Source organism: Vibrio gazogenes, from assembly GCF_002196515.1.
In the GTDB taxonomy this organism is placed as follows: domain Bacteria; phylum Pseudomonadota; class Gammaproteobacteria; order Enterobacterales; family Vibrionaceae; genus Vibrio; species Vibrio gazogenes_A.
In genome coordinates, this window is sequence record NZ_CP018835.1 from 3,330,622 (window position 1) to 3,345,748 (window position 15,127).

The following is a 15,127-nucleotide window of genomic DNA, read 5'->3' on the forward strand; positions in this document are numbered from 1 at the left end:
GGCGATGTTACCATCGCCTTCTTTTTTTGATGTGTTGAATATATCCCGTTTTTAATCGTCAGATTCAGCAATCGCCAGTGCACGTTGGCTGAGTCCGGATAGCATGACGGGCACCGCCTGGTAAATCTCTTCGAACTGAGCCATTGCATCCGCACCCGCTTCATTCAATGTTACCAGTGAGGTTTCTGGGTCATAAAGCATGGTAATGGACAGCAACACACCGCCCAATAAGGCGCCATTTTCTGTTTCAGGCGGCATCAGGGCTTCCCAGTCATCTCTGGTCAACTGCCAGCCTTGTAACATGCCTTCACAGAAGTCCCGCGTCGCTTGATTGACAATTTCTTCATCATCCAACTGACATGAAGCTGGCCATTGCCATGAACCACTGAGTAATGATTCCCGGGCTGTATTCCAGTGTTGAACCACGTGTTGGCAATACATCTCAAGATGAGAGGGTTCCGCGAACGGTGCGACATCACTCCCTCCCCAAAGATAGGGAAGCCATTCTTCCGGTGAAATCAGATAAGGTGTTGCCGCGAGAGCAACAATAAATCCCGTCATCTGATGTTCATTGAGCAGTTGTTCGGGCTGTTCTACCGACGCAATAATTTCAGTTAGTGTCACATTCATGCTTCATTAAATCGATTGAGTGGGTGGACCGTTATGGTATTTGAAATTGGAAGAAGTTGCGAGACATCCAATCTGTTTCTTTTGAAACGACTGATTTTTCAGATAGTTGTTTTAATTTTGTTTCTTAATTTACAAATTATTAACCATTTATTTTTTGTAGTTTTTTAAACTGGTTTTGTGTTTGTTTTTTGGTTTTATATTCAGTTTATTTTAAAATAATTAGTGATTAATTTCGTAATTATTGTGTTCTAATGCGCATAAATAGTGTTGTTTGTCTGGGTGAGATGAAATGAAAAATAGCGCGCCTTTTTGTGTTCGCAATGCAGCTGCCGATACATTTGCTATGGTGGTATTTTGCTTCGTGACAGGTATGGGCATTGAGGTGTTTATCTCGGGAATGACGCTGGAACAGTCATTATCTTCGAGGCTGCTTTCGATCCCAGTCAATATTGCCATTGCTTGGCCATATGGGCTCTTTCGTGATCTTATTCTGAGATCCGGACGGCGCCTTTCTCCCAGCGGATGGATGAAAAATATTTGTGACTTGTTTGCTTATGTCGCATTTCAATCACCAGTCTATGTGGGAATTTTACTGGCGGTAGGGGCGACATATGATCAGATCGTCACAGCCGTTTCTATCAATGCTGTGATTTCTTGCGGTATGGGAGTCGTTTACGGTTACTTTCTCGATTGTTGCCGACGCTGGTTCCGGGTACCCGGTTATTACCATGTATGATTCATGCACGGTTACTGATTGTTCAGATAATCGGCCAATCAGCTAATTAATAACCATTTGATTGTCAAAGGGCGGTTTTTACGATTTTTCTCCTTGACCTTCTTCCGAAGAATCATTAAATTAGCGCCCCGTTGAAACAATAATTTCAACGATTCGGTGAGTTGTCCGAGTGGCTGAAGGAGCACGCCTGGAAAGTGTGTATACGGCAACGTATCGAGAGTTCGAATCTCTCACTCACCGCCACATTCAAGGCCGTAGACATTCGTCTGCGGCCTTTTTCGTTTCTGAAATTCGTTGCTGAAATCTATACCGGAAAATCAATGTTGCAGCATGAGAATACATTGATGTGAAGTGCCTCGGGAAAAGCAGCGATACGGATTCAAACTGGTGAAAAACCATAGACTTTTGCGCAGCAGTCTCCTGTTGGTTGTTGATCTGCCGAGATCAATCAACAGGAGATACACCGCGATCCCTTCAACACATACACCAGAAATCACTACATCTCTTTTTTGTGTCCGTATACCTTTCTATAACACTTGTATCTAAACCGGATAAAAGAGATGGCATCAGGTCTGAATTATCCGCTCTGGCTGGGAGCTTTAAGGGGCAGTCCTTCCAATGATTTTTATCCCATGAACTGGAAGACTAAACCGGGATTGACCCGGTTATTGCGGCATGTCCGGTGAAAAAAACAGTGTCATGATTATTTCGCAAAAATAATATGACACTAAGTTTTATTTAACTTCTTTCTTATTTAATTTGATATGTTTAGTATTGCGACGCTTACACATACTTATACAGGAAATTTGTTAAATGAAACTAAAAACTCTGTTGGCTGTTTTTTCTGCCCTGGCACTGTTGTTCGGTGTTGTCGGGCAGAGTTCCGCGGTGACTTTCTCTGGTACTTTTTATGCCAGCCAGTCATGTCCGGCTTATCAATCAAAAAACAAGAAAACCAATCCTGGTAACATCTATCTGGTTTCCGGGCAGTCTTACCAAATTCGTGAGGCGAATAAAAATGACGCCACCTGGTACCGGGTGGTGGTTGAAAATGCTAATCCGCAGTTGCGTTGGGTCTCTGTCAGTTGTGGTGAGGTAAAAGGTGATGATTCTTCTTCATCTGGCAGCTCGGGTTCTGGCAGATGTTCAACGGCGGGTCAGGAAGACAGTTATGTCTTTGCTCTCAGCTGGCAGCCAGCTTTCTGTGAAACACACACGTCAAAGCCTGAATGTAAAGTCACGGATTCCAGCGCTTATCAGGCCGGAAACTTTACCCTGCATGGTTTATGGCCGAATAAAGCTTCTTGTGGCACAAGTTACGGATTCTGTGGCAGTTATTCTCACTCGGTGAGTCCTTTTTGCAGCTATGATGCGGTTCCGATGCCATCATCGACGCTGGCATTACTGGGACAATATATGCCAAGTGCAGCCTATGGTTCTTGTTTACAACGTCATGAATGGTACAAGCATGGTACCTGCCAGACGCAAAGAAACGCGGATGAATATTTTAAAACTGCGATTCGTCTGCAAAAAGAGTTTAACCAGAATGTCGCTTATTTCATGCAGGAGCATCTCGGTGAATCTGTCTCCACGCAGGACTTTTTTGATGTTGTGGATCAGGCCTTTTTCGATGGAGCGTATAAACGGTTACAGATTTCATGTAAGAACAGAAAATTAGTGGATGTCTATATTAATTTGCCGAAACAACTGGATGAAAATGCTTCCCTTGCAAGCTTAATGATGGATGCTGATCCGAAGTTTTCTAACCAATGTGGCAGCAGCTTCACTGTGGATGAAATCGGCTTTTAATCATCCGTTCTGACGGATAAAAAAGAAGGCGGTTTTCCCGCCTCCTTCTTGTGATTACATTGGTATAAAACCCGGTTCAATCCGGGTTTTATTTCTGAAAGTTATCTAAATCAATCAAATTGAAAGATAAAATCCCGCTGAACTCAATGTTGCAGCATGAGAATACATTGATGTGAAGTGCCTCGGGAAAAGCTGCGATACGGATTCAAACTGGTGAAAAACCATAGACTTTTGCGCAGCAGCTCGCCACACTGTGGGCATTGTTCACTAACCGATTCAAATCATTCAGGTATGAAGACTTCACTCGACCATCTTCCCGAACGTAAACAGCATGAACTTGCGCTGATCTCGGCCATTTTGCGCGATACGCTGGAAGAATACCTCGTTGGTAAGCAGGGGAGTAAAGCTGAATTTCGGATCCTGAAAATCATTCTGTTTGGCAGCCATGCCAAAGGCGGTTGGGTGAGCGATATTCCCAACGGCTATGTCAGTGACTACGACATTCTAGTGATCGTCAACAAACCCTCGCTGGTGGAAGAGGATCTCGTCTGGCGCAGGGCCGAAGAGCAGATCGACCGTAAAGTCAAAAGCGCGCCGCTGGGGCTGATCGTTCATACGCTCAAAGAGGTCAATGAACAACTACAAAAAGGTCATTACTTTTTTACCGATATTCGTGAACAAGGTATCTTGCTTTATAACGCCAATGGGAAGGAGCTCGCTGAACCGGGGAACTTAACCGAAGAAGAGCATCGAGAGATTGCGCAGGGGCATTTTGATCATTGGTTTACGAGTTCTCAGCAGTTTTTGCGTTCTTTTGAATTTTCATTTCACGAGCAAAAGTGGTTGAATCATTCTGCATTCCTACTCCATCAAGCCACGGAACGTTTTTTCGCCTGTACGTTACTGGTGCAGACCAACTACCTACCCAAAACCCATAATATCGAGAAACTGAAAAAATATTGCGCCGAGCAAGATCTTGCTTTCGCTGATATCTTCCCGATGGACGACAAATTCCACCGTCGCAGCTTCCGCCGCCTGCAACGTGCCTACATCGACGCCCGTTACTCGATGCATTACGAAATCACCGAAGAAGAACTGGTGTATCTGCAAGGGGAAGTGGAGAAGCTGAAAGGGCTGGTGGAGCAAGTTTGTCTGACGCGACTTGAGGTTTAGGCTATTTGAGGAAGGAGGGGAATGTACCGATCATTTTGTGGTTTCAGAGACCATAAGACTTTTGGCATCCTTCATCTATATTGCATAATTGATCGCATCGATCTTTCTATGTCTGAGGATTATGCCAATCCATGATTATGCGATATCTTGATTAATAACAAATAATCATCCGTTGTTTAATCTCGGGAATACATATGATGAGTCCATTCGAACACCCTGGTGCCTTACGTGAATCCAATCGCCTCATTGAGCAAGCTTTAGCCACCGGCCAGAATCATCTCGATTTAAGCCAATTAAATCTCAGGCAACTCCCCCCACAGCTTGAAAAGCTCTCGCAGCAGTTAACCTCGTTGAATGTGAGTGGGTGTAGAAATCTGAGCAGTCTATTCGGAATCGAAGGTTTGTCTCAGCTGACTTCGTTGGATGTGAGTAGGTGTGACAACCTGAGCAGTCTATCCGGAATCGAAGGTTTGTCTCAGCTGACCTCGTTAAATGTGGGTGGGTGTAGCAACCTGAGCAGTCTGTCCGAAATCGAAGACTTGTCGCAATTGACCTCATTGAATGTGGGTGGGTGTAGCAACCTGAGCAGTCTGTCCGAAATCGAAGGCTTGTCGCAATTGACTTCGTTGAATGTGAGAGAGTGTGGCAACCTGAGTAGTCTGTCCGGCATCGAAGGCTTGTCGCAATTGACTTCGTTGAATATGAGTTGGTGTAAGAATCTGAGCAGTCTGTCCGGCATAGCAGGTTTGTCTCGGTTGACCTCGTTGAATGTGAGTTGGTGTGACAACCTGAGCAGTCTGTCCGGCATAGCAGGCTTGTCGCAATTGACTTCGTTGAATATGAGTTGGTGTAGAAATCTGAGCAGTCTGTCCGGCATAGCAGGTTTGTCTCAGCTGACCTCGTTGAATGTGGGTGGGTGTGAGAATCTGAGCAGTCTGTCCGGAATCGAAGGTTTGTCTCAGCTGACTTCGTTGGATGTGAGTGGGTGTTACAACCTGAGCAGTCTGTCCGGCATCGAAGGTTTGTCTCAGCTGACCTCGTTGGCAGTGAGTTGGTGTGACAACCTGAGCAGTCTGTCCGGAATCGAAGGTTTGTCTCAGCTGACCTTGTTGAATGTGAAGAATCTGTCCAGCATAGAAGGGCTGTCTCAGCTGACTTCGTTGGATGTGAGTGGGTGTGACAACCTGAGCAGTCTGTCCGGCATCAAAGGTTTGTCGCAATTGACCTCGTTGAATGTGAGGTGGTGTAGCAACCTGAGCAGTCTGTCCGGCATCGCAGGTTTGTCTCAGCTGACCTGGTTGAATGTGTTTGGGTGTGACAGCCTGAGCAGTCTGTCCGGAATCGAAGGCTTGTCGCAATTGACTTCGTTGAATGTGGGTGAGTGTGACAACCTGAGCAGTCTGTCCGGCATCGAAGGTTTGTCGCAATTGACCTCGTTGAATGTGTTTGGGTGTAGCAACCTGAGCAGTCTGCCCGGCATCGAAGGTTTGTCGCAATTGACCTGGTTGAATGTGTTTGGGTGTGAGAATCTGAGCAGTCTGTCCGGCATCGAAGGTTTGTCTCAGCTGACTTCGTTGAGTGTGGGTGGGTGTAGCAACCTGAGCAGTCTGTCCGGAATCGAAGGTTTGTCGCAATTGACCTCGTTGAATGTGAGAGGGTGTAGCAACCTGAGCAGTCTGTCATGGGAAGTCGGAGAGCACATCATTACTCAATTCCCAAGATTATCTATTTTGGGTCGTTTACCGATAGAGCATGTGCCTGTTGAACTGACTGAGGACTTTAATCAACGCGCAGTTGAGGATTGGTATCATGACTTGCAAACCAGTGGGTATGAATCCCCTGAGGCTTTAAAAGTGATGTTGTTGGGCAATGGTCGGATTGGAAAAACCCAGTTGGCCCGTCGTTTGCGCGGTGACAGTTTTGATGTTTCTGTTCCCAGTACCCACGGCATTCAAATCAACCAGTTCACCCATAAGAGTGGCGCACAGATTCATACCTGGGATTTCGGCGGTCAGGATGTTTATCTGAGTACGCATACGATGTTTATTGATAAGCAAGCGATTTACCTACTGTTATGGCATCCTGAGGCGGAAAATACAGACCTGATCTGTTGTGATCAGTTAACTATTCGCAACAAACCTTTGAGTTACTGGTTGGCCTATCTGAATTCTCTGGTCGGGGAACAGGCCAATGTGATGGTGTGTCAGTCCCAGTGTGATTCGCCGGCTCAGGAGTTGCCTGAACCGATTCCACATCCGACACCGCTGAAGCGATTAAAACGAGTGGCTTGTAGCGCAAAAGCCGAAGATGGGCTTGAGCTGTTCCACGCCCAGTTTGACAGGGCGGTGAAATATCAGTTGGCGGTCAACGGTGAGATATGGCTTCCTAAAACCTGGTTGAAGGTCCGTCAGTTGCTCCAAAATCACTATGATGATGGTGAAAAACGGATGTGTTTCGAACAATTTGAGGCACTATGCCAAGCCTCTCATGTATCGGCACCGTATACACTGGCAAAATACCTGCATCAGTCGGGCTGTGTGTTCTTCCGTCAAGGGCATTTTAATAACGATCTGATTCTGGATCAGGCGTGGGCATTACAAGGCGTTTACCTACTGTTGGAGCGAGATATTGCGTTGCCACAATTAAGAGAAAATCAGGGGAAATTCTCTCAGGAGACTTTGCGCCGCCTGTTATGGGACAACCCGGAGAATGCAGGAGATGAAGCACTATTTATCAAGATGATGCAGCAATGTGGCGTCTGCTTTGAAATTGAAGTGAATCAATACATTGCTCCGGATGCCTTGCCAGATAAAGCCAGTATTAGCGCACAGCTAATTCAGATATGGCAGTCGGCGGTTCCGGATATTGAAATCCGGCTTGATTACCCGTTTTTACATGAGGCGACCCAAAGAGTCATCCTGAGTCGGATGGGTTCCATCGCAAAAGCAGCCGCCTGTTATTGGCGCTATGGGTGTTGCTATTTTGACAGCAAACATCAGGTGAAAGTGATGCTGGAGTGCTTTGAGATTGCCGAATCTGAGTTAACTCAAGAACATATTGATAGCTTTAGTCGTCCGGGGCATATCCGGATCCATATTGCAGGGGCAAAGGGAGGCGAACTGGCTGAACACTTGGTGGATTCAATCAAGGAGACTCATGCGCTGGGGGCAAAGCCACAAGTACAATGGTTGAAAGGTGCACCGAAGCAGGAGGAATCTATGGAGAGTCGCAGTTCAAAAGAGCCGTTTTCAGAGATGGGGGAAGCGGTTCAACCACCTGTACCTAAAGTCTTTTTTTCATATGCTTGGGGGGCTGAGAGCGATGAGCGCCAGCAGCGATGTGATGAAATCTATCAACACATAGAGCAACAGGCTTGGCTGGATGTGTATCGGGATAAAGAATCGATGAGCATCGGGGATAGTATCGATAAGTTTGAACGACAGATCGGCCGTGGTGATTTTATCGTTTTGCTGATTAGTGAAAAATCACTTCATTCGGCGCACTGCATGAAAGAGATGGGGCATATTTACCAACGTTGTCAAAGGCAGAAAGAGGAGTTCGTCGGCAGGGTTATTCCTGTCGTGCTATCGGATGCAAAAATCGATTCACTCAAAGACAGATTAAGCATCGCTTCATACTGGAAAAAAGAGTGCACTGAGCTGAATGCACAAGTTGAGGAACTTGGGGCAGCGATAGCTGGTGCTGAGTCGATCAAGGAGTTGGAAATCATGCGTTCATTCCTCGACAGTTGTGTTAATACACTGAAATGGGTCAGTGACTTAGTGACAGAAAGACACCCGGACTTACAAGTGGATGCTACGGTTGAGCTGATATTGAAGCGGATTCGGGAGGCGTGAGTATGCTGCTTTTCTCTCTTAAAGGATATTTTTAGAGGAATAAATGGGATATATACCCAAGTAACCTCAAGATGCAGGATTCAGAGTGTCTTCAATCGGCGTCATTCAAGGAAAATGTGGGCAGGAATGGCCTTCCCATTTCAATGGTATAACACCGTGCGTTTTTGGCTATCAAGAATTTTATCTGCATAAAATGTTTCCAACTTAAAAAGATATTTTCCGTAATTTATTGGTTACACTATCGATATTGTTAGCACACTGAAGACTGGGTATGGAAGTAGAAGAGATTTATCGCCGAGATTTAAACTTGTTAGTGGCATTACGGATTCTGGTTGAGGAGCGCAGTGTCAGCCGGGCAGCGAATCGTTTAAACCTCAGTCAGTCAGCAATGAGTCGGGTTTTAGGACGATTACGTAGCTTACTATCGGATCCTCTATTCACACGCCAAGGGCAGTATCTTATTCCTACAGAAAAAGCGTTATCCGTGAATCGGGCTTTAGGGGAACCGCTTGAGTCTCTTCGACAACTTTTGTCCCCAATCGATTTCGATCCTAGGTCTTGTGATCAGACATTCACGATTGCGACGACTGACTATGCAATGCAAACCATTCTACCATTTGCTTTACCGCGTATTTATCAGGAAGCCCCCAATGTTGCGTTTGAGTTTTTACCTCTACAAAATGAACATTTGAAAGATCAACTCACATACGGCAGAGCAGACTTAGCGATTTGTCGCCCAATTCACTCGATTGAAGCATTACATTATGAAATATTGGGTCGTGTCGGGGTGTTGTGTTTATTATCGAAGCAGCATCCGTTGGCGAATGAACAAATGGGGATCGATGACTATTTGAGGTTTCCCCATGCCATGATTGCGATCAGTGACGGGGTTAAATCACTCATTGAACAGGCATTAGAAGATAAACCTAAACGGCGCATGGTGCTGAGGGCATATCATTTAGAAGCTGCGTTAGCGATTGTCGATATGATGCCACTCATTATCACTGTCCCTGCCGATTTGGCATACTTAGTGTCTGAGCGTTATGACCTGATCGTCAAACCTTTACCTTTTCACTTTACGCCATTTGATTATTCAATGATTTGGCACCCTCGTTGTGAACATTCGCCTGCACAGGAATGGTTGCGAAGCATCGTAAAAGAAGAATGTGGCAGGCTAATTGCCAAACGAGTAGAGGATATGGGGTTGGATGAAGTAAGGCCCTGAGTGGGCCTTACTCAATAGAGATTTAAAGCTTTATCACCACACGACCAGTTGTCTGACCCGTGGTAATTTTCTCTGCATATTGTGGCGCTTCATTTAATGTTATTTCAGTACACGCCTGCTCAAAATAATGCGTTGGTAGCAGTTGGGCAATTTTTTCCCATGCGGCAATGCGTTTTTCACGTGGGCAACTGACCGAATCAATACCTTGCAAGCGGACATTACGCAAAATAAATGGCATAACCGTTGTTGGCAGATCAAACCCGCCAGCAAGACCACAGGCCGCGACAGCACTGTTATAGTCCATTTGAGCCAATACTTTTGCCAACATCTTGCTGCCAACTGTATCAATGGCACCTGCCCAGACTTGCTTTTCTAGCGGACGGGCCGGTTCGTCAAATTCACTACGGTCAATGATTTGAGAGGCACCTAGTTTTTCTAATAGCGGGCCATTTTGTTCTACACGACCTGTAACAGCGGCGACTTTGTAGTTGAGTTGAGATAACAGCGTGACCGCGACAGAGCCGACACCGCCACTTGCGCCGGTCACCAGAATTGTTCCGTCTTCAGGTTTAATGTCTGCGTCAATTAAAGCCTGAACACAAAGCATTGCAGTAAAACCAGCAGTGCCGACCATCATGGCTTGTTTTGCGTTGAGACCCTGTGGAAGAGGGACAAGCCAGTCCGCTTTCAGGCTCGCTTTTTGTGCCATGCCTCCCCAGTGGTTTTCTCCGACTCCCCAACCTGTCAATACAACAGAGTCACCTTCTTGATAACGAGAATCATCAGAGTTGAGTACTTTTCCTGCCAAATCAATTCCGGGCACCATCGGAAAATTACGAATGATTTTGCCTTTGCCTGTAATAGCCAAGCCATCTTTATAGTTCAGTGACGAGTAATCGACAGCGATTAACACTTCACCTTCCGGGAGATGTGACTCATCGAGTTGTTCGATAGTTGCAACGGTTTTTTTATCTTCTTGATTCAGGATCAAAGCGTCAAACATAGGTTCTCCACAAATATTGTAATGATTAACTCATCGCAGTCTAGCGCTGATATCTCTATGAATTAAATGAAGCTTTAGCATATTTAGCTATGCATAATAATCATAGTGCTTGCCAGTATAGAGAATGGATGTGTATTGCGGTGAGTTGTGCGCATTGAAGTTAGCTATGCACAATGATCATGGTATTGATGTAAATAAGTCATTTTACTCATATATTAAATTCCATGATATTAATACGGTTATTGATCCCGAAGTTTTCATATGAAACAGGCTACTAGAACCCGAAACCTTAGGTGGTTGGCACGTTTGATATGAGAATTCACCGATTAGAGGAACAATTTATGGCTAAGTTAACCGATGACATCATATTCCAGTCAGGAGGCAAACTGCACAACCGAATCGTAATGGCACCGATGACGATTCAATCTGCATTTTTCGATGGTGGTGTAACGGAAGAAATGATCAATTATTACGCTGCTCGTTCGGGTGATGCTGGTGCTGTCATCGTCGAAAGTGCGTTTGTTGAAAAATATGGCCGGGCATTCCCTGGTGCGCTTGGTATCGATACCGATAGCAAAATCACGGGGTTACGCAAGCTTGCTGAAGGCATTAAAGCAAAAGGCTCAAAGGCTATTTTGCAGATCTACCATGCAGGACGGATGGCGAACCCAGAGTTCAACGGCGGGCATCAGCCTATCTCTGCCAGTCCGGTTGCAGCTTTGCGTGATAATGCGGAAACGCCATTGCAAATGACCCAAGAGCAAATCGAAGACATGATTGAACGCTTTGGCGATGCAGTGAATCGAGCGATTCTTGCCGGTTTTGATGGGGTCGAAATTCACGGTGCAAACACGTATCTGCTCCAGCAATTTTTCTCTCCGCATTCAAACCGCAGAACCGACAAATGGGGCGGTGATATTGAGAAACGTACAACTTTCCCGCTCGCCGTACTCGCAAAGGCAAAAGCAGTTGTTCAAGCGCACGATAAAGCTGATTTTATTATCGGTTACCGATTCTCTCCGGAAGAGATTGAACAACCGGGTATCCGCTTTGATGACACCATGTATCTGCTCGATAAACTGGCGACATGTGGCTTGGATTATTTGCATTTCTCGATGGGGAGCTGGGCACGGAACTCGATTGTGACTCCGGAAGATCTAGAGCCGCTCATCAACAAGTACCGTCATCTACAATCTGACGCCTTGGCACAGGTGCCAGTGATTGGTGTTGGTGGTATTGCGCAACGCAGTGATGCTGATAAAGCGATTGAACAAGGGTACGACATTGTCGCCGTGGGTAAAGGCTTCTTGGTTGAGCCAACTTGGGCTGAGAAGGCGCTTAACAGCGAATCTTGTGCCGAGTTTGCCGACATCGCACAACAAGAGGCATTGCAAATCCCGACCCCATTGTGGGAAATCATGGATTACATGATTGTCGATAGTGCAGCCGAAGCGATTAAGCACCAACGAATTAAAGAGTTGCAGAGCATTCCGATCAAGTTTAACGCCGGTGAATATACAGCGTATGGCCGTGGTCATAACGATGACTTACCTGTGACAGTCTCTTTCTCTGAAGATAAGATCCTCAATATCTTTGTTGATTCATCAAAAGAATCTGACGGAATTGCCAACCCTGCCTTTGAACGTATTCCGCAACAAATTCTAGACGGTCAAACGCTGAACATTGATGTCATTTCAGGTGCAACCGTCAGTAGCCAAGCCGTGCTTGATGGTGTTGCTAACGCAGTTGATCTCGCCGGTGGTAACTCTGAAGCGTTACGCTGTAAAGCAAGAGAAGCGGTTGAGTGGTCAACAAAAACGATTGAAGAGACCGTTGATATTGTGGTTGTTGGCGGCGGTGGTGCCGGTTTAAGTGCAACATTGACAGCCATGGATAAAGGCAAATCAGTCATTTTACTTGAAAAGTTCCCTGCGATTGGTGGTAACACCGTCCGTACGGGGGGATGGGTCAATGCGGCAGAACCTGCGTGGCAGGGTGAGTTTGCAGCGTTACCCGGTGAAAAAGAGACGTTAATGCAGCTCGCCAATACACCTGAGTCTGAGTTTGTTGACGAATATTTAGCAGACTTTAGAACACTGAAATCTCAGTTAGATGGCTATTTCACTGATATAGAGTCAGGCAAACAGTACCTCTTTGATTCAGTTGAACTGCACCGGATTCAAACCTATCTGGGCGGTAAACGTACCGACCTCAATGGTGAATCGATTTATGGTCAATATGATCTTGTAGAGACGTTAACGTCTCGTTCAATGGAGTCAATTGATTGGCTGACTGAGAAGGGCATCGATTTTGATCGCAGTGTTGTTGAAATCCCAGTCGGCGCATTATGGCGTCGGGCACATAAACCAAAACGCCAGAAAGGTGTTGAGTTTGTGGACAAGCTATCAAAACGTATTCAGGAGCAGAACGGTCGCATTATCACTGATACTCGCGCAACTGATCTGATGGTTGAAGATGGCAAAGTTGTTGGTATCAAAGCGGTACAGGCCGATGGTACAGAACTGATTCTGCATGTGAATAATGGTGTGGTTATGGCTTCTGGTGGTTTTGGCGCAAATACGCAAATGATCAAGAAGTACAACACCTACTGGAAAGAAATTGCTGACGATATCAAAACAACTAACTCACCAGCACTGGTTGGTGACGGTATTGAGATTGGCGAAAAAGCAGGTGCAGATCTTGTCGGTATGGGCTTTGTTCAGTTGATGCCAATTGGTGATCCAAAATCAGGTGCATTGCTGACAGGCTTGATTGTGCCACCTGAAAACTTTGTGTTTGTGAACCAACAGGGCAAACGCTTTGTTGATGAGTGTGGAAGTCGAGATGTGTTATCTGCATCCTTCTTCGATAACGGTGGTCTCGTTTATATGATTGCCGATGAGAATATTCGTCACACTGCGGCAAATACTTCAGATGAAACTATCGAGCGAGAAATCAAAGAAGGCACCATTATTAAAGCGGACACGATTGAAGAGTTAGCTGAAAAAATTGGTGTGCCGGCAGAGACATTGTCGAACACCATCGCTCAGTACAATCATTGTGTAGAGCAAGGGCATGATCCTGAGTTTAATAAGAGTGCATTTGGCCTCAAAGTGGCACAGGCTCCGTTTTATGCCACACCACGTCAACCGTCAGTTCACCACACCATGGGTGGCTTGAAGATTGATACACAGGCGCGTGTCATTGGTAAAGATGGCAATGTTATCCAAGGCTTATACGCTGCCGGTGAAGTCGCAGGTGGTATCCATGCCGGGAACCGCTTAGGGGGCAACGCATTGATTGATATCTTCACATATGGTCGTATTGCGGGTGCAAATGCAGCCAATCGGGTGTAGCTGTATCTCAAGCAAGTAGGCCGTACAGAGGGGAGCGTAGCTCCCCTCTTTCGTTAACACGCAATGACGATATGAACATGAATAGCTATAGCGCAAGATTTGAAATGATGGGGACCTTTATTGATTTGGTGGTCTACCATCCAGACGGTGAGCAGCTCATCAAAGATGCGTACGTTCAATTAAAGGATTACGCGACTCGATTTACCGTAAATCAAGCCGATTCTGAGTTGATGCGCGTCAATCAAAATGCCGGTATTGCGCCTGTCGTGGTGGCCCCAGATCTGTTTGAGCTGATCAAGCTCGGCCAATACTATAGTGAAGATATGACGACCCCTTTCAATATTGCCATTGGCCCTTTGGTCAAAACATGGCGCATTGGGTTCCAAGAAGCGACGGTGCCGTCGCCAGAGGTCATTGACGAAAAACTGGCATTAGTTGACCCAACTCAGATTATGTTGAATGAGCAAGAGCACTCCGTGTTCCTTCGTCAAACCGGGATGGAAATCGATCTGGGCGCGATTGCAAAAGGTTATTTTGCTGACCAAGTGAAGCAAAAGCTGACAGATGCGGGGGTGGCGTCCGGCTTTATCAGCCTGGGAGGCAATGTGCTCACAATCGGACATTCACCAAAGAATGCCAATCAGGCTTGGAACGTGGGGATTCAGAATCCATTGTCTCAACGAGGTGATGTGATACGGATTGTTCCGTTGCAAGGGATGTCGATGGTCACCTCTGGTATCAATGAACGTTTCTTCGAATTAAATAGCCAGCGTTATCACCACTTGTTGGACGGGAAAACAGGGATGCCGATTTCAACCGATATTGCGAGTCTGACGATTATTTCCGAGCGTTCTGTGGATGGCGAGATTTGGAGTACTGCGGGTTTTCTTCCCTCAGCGTCGCAATCGATCCGCTTTCTAAACATGATCGAAGGGATTGAGGCGGTTGTTGTTTCAATACAAGGAGAGGTAATGACGACCAGTGGATTCGTCGGACGAACGCAGTGACATAGAAAGCGCGCGTGTCTCCATCAGGGCCGTGTCATCGTTAAGTGGCTCAATCAGTGTCGCCGGTGACGCTTGCTTGCCTTGTGTGTTTTCCTGCCTTGTTCCATTCCTTACACTCTGCTCATCAATCCAAACGTCAGAGAACAGCAGTTGCACTGCATCAAAGCATTCGACATTTTGTTTTTTGCAAACATAAGGTCGAATTTGAACCATTAAAACCATATTGTTTATTTACATTTGGTTACAATTTGTAAATTGTCACAGATAAAACCCGCCTTGGAATTTAGCATCCAGAGAATGCTTTTATTGAATTAAGAGTTACGTGATACGT

Annotated in this window: 9 protein-coding genes and 1 tRNA gene; 8 read left to right on the forward strand and 2 right to left on the reverse strand. The window is 45.9% G+C overall.

Translation table 11 applies throughout. The features are described from left to right. Positions 1-51: 51 nt before the first annotated feature. On the reverse strand, positions 52-624 hold the full coding sequence (locus tag BSQ33_RS15165) for a UPF0149 family protein (protein WP_027694167.1): 573 nt from the start codon (positions 622-624) through the stop codon (positions 52-54). Between the two features lie 295 nt (positions 625-919). Here BSQ33_RS15165 and BSQ33_RS15170 point away from each other — a divergent pair, with 295 nt between their 5' ends. From BSQ33_RS15170 to BSQ33_RS15195, 6 genes are all read left to right on the forward strand, one after another. Continuing rightward, positions 920-1,366, forward strand: a complete 447-nt coding sequence (locus BSQ33_RS15170; RefSeq protein WP_021020158.1) for an L-alanine exporter AlaE — start codon at positions 920-922, stop codon at positions 1,364-1,366. A 155-nt stretch (positions 1,367-1,521) separates the two neighbouring features. Further along, positions 1,522-1,609: transfer RNA gene (locus BSQ33_RS15175), tRNA-Ser, on the forward strand. A 570-nt stretch (positions 1,610-2,179) separates the two neighbouring features. Continuing rightward, positions 2,180-3,175 carry a ribonuclease T2 family protein gene (locus BSQ33_RS15180; protein WP_088134440.1) on the forward strand — a complete coding sequence of 332 codons (996 nt, stop codon included), beginning with the start codon at positions 2,180-2,182 and terminating at the stop codon, positions 3,173-3,175. Between the two features lie 291 nt (positions 3,176-3,466). Continuing rightward, positions 3,467-4,348: a HEPN domain-containing protein gene (locus BSQ33_RS15185; RefSeq protein WP_088134441.1), complete on the forward strand. Its 882-nt coding sequence runs from the start codon at positions 3,467-3,469 to the stop codon at positions 4,346-4,348. A gap of 194 nt (positions 4,349-4,542) precedes the next feature. Next, positions 4,543-8,205: a COR domain-containing protein gene (locus BSQ33_RS15190; RefSeq protein WP_088134442.1), complete on the forward strand. Its 3,663-nt coding sequence runs from the start codon at positions 4,543-4,545 to the stop codon at positions 8,203-8,205. 271 nt (positions 8,206-8,476) lie between these two features. Further along, on the forward strand, positions 8,477-9,430 hold the full coding sequence (locus BSQ33_RS15195; RefSeq protein ID WP_021020181.1) for a LysR family transcriptional regulator: 954 nt from the start codon (positions 8,477-8,479) through the stop codon (positions 9,428-9,430). 22 nt (positions 9,431-9,452) lie between these two features. On the opposite strand, the gene BSQ33_RS15200 is transcribed toward BSQ33_RS15195, so the two are convergent. After that, the gene (locus BSQ33_RS15200; RefSeq protein WP_088134443.1) at positions 9,453-10,433 is read right to left on the reverse strand and encodes an MDR family oxidoreductase; all 981 of its coding nucleotides are present in this window, start codon (positions 10,431-10,433) and stop codon (positions 9,453-9,455) included. A gap of 341 nt (positions 10,434-10,774) precedes the next feature. Here BSQ33_RS15200 and BSQ33_RS15205 point away from each other — a divergent pair, with 341 nt between their 5' ends. Both BSQ33_RS15205 and BSQ33_RS15210 read left to right on the forward strand, forming a co-directional pair. After that, positions 10,775-13,789, forward strand: a complete 3,015-nt coding sequence (locus BSQ33_RS15205) for an NADH-dependent flavin oxidoreductase (protein WP_088134444.1) — start codon at positions 10,775-10,777, stop codon at positions 13,787-13,789. Between the two features lie 71 nt (positions 13,790-13,860). Beyond that, positions 13,861-14,796: an FAD:protein FMN transferase gene (locus tag BSQ33_RS15210; RefSeq protein ID WP_088134445.1), complete on the forward strand. Its 936-nt coding sequence runs from the start codon at positions 13,861-13,863 to the stop codon at positions 14,794-14,796. Positions 14,797-15,127 lie beyond the last annotated feature (331 nt).

What these genes read in the sequence shown, in the direction of transcription:
- BSQ33_RS15170 (WP_021020158.1), top strand. Translation starts at nt 920, where the DNA reads ATGAAAAATAGCGCGCCTTTTTGTGTTCGCAATGCAGCTGCCGATACA.
- BSQ33_RS15180 (WP_088134440.1), top strand. Translation starts at nt 2,180, where the DNA reads ATGAAACTAAAAACTCTGTTGGCTGTTTTTTCTGCCCTGGCACTGTTG.
- BSQ33_RS15185 (WP_088134441.1), top strand. Translation starts at nt 3,467, where the DNA reads ATGAAGACTTCACTCGACCATCTTCCCGAACGTAAACAGCATGAACTT.
- BSQ33_RS15190 (WP_088134442.1), top strand. Translation starts at nt 4,543, where the DNA reads ATGATGAGTCCATTCGAACACCCTGGTGCCTTACGTGAATCCAATCGC.
- BSQ33_RS15195 (WP_021020181.1), top strand. Translation starts at nt 8,477, where the DNA reads ATGGAAGTAGAAGAGATTTATCGCCGAGATTTAAACTTGTTAGTGGCA.
- BSQ33_RS15200 (WP_088134443.1), bottom strand. Translation starts at nt 10,433, where the DNA reads ATGTTTGACGCTTTGATCCTGAATCAAGAAGATAAAAAAACCGTTGCA.
- BSQ33_RS15205 (WP_088134444.1), top strand. Translation starts at nt 10,775, where the DNA reads ATGGCTAAGTTAACCGATGACATCATATTCCAGTCAGGAGGCAAACTG.
- BSQ33_RS15210 (WP_088134445.1), top strand. Translation starts at nt 13,861, where the DNA reads ATGAACATGAATAGCTATAGCGCAAGATTTGAAATGATGGGGACCTTT.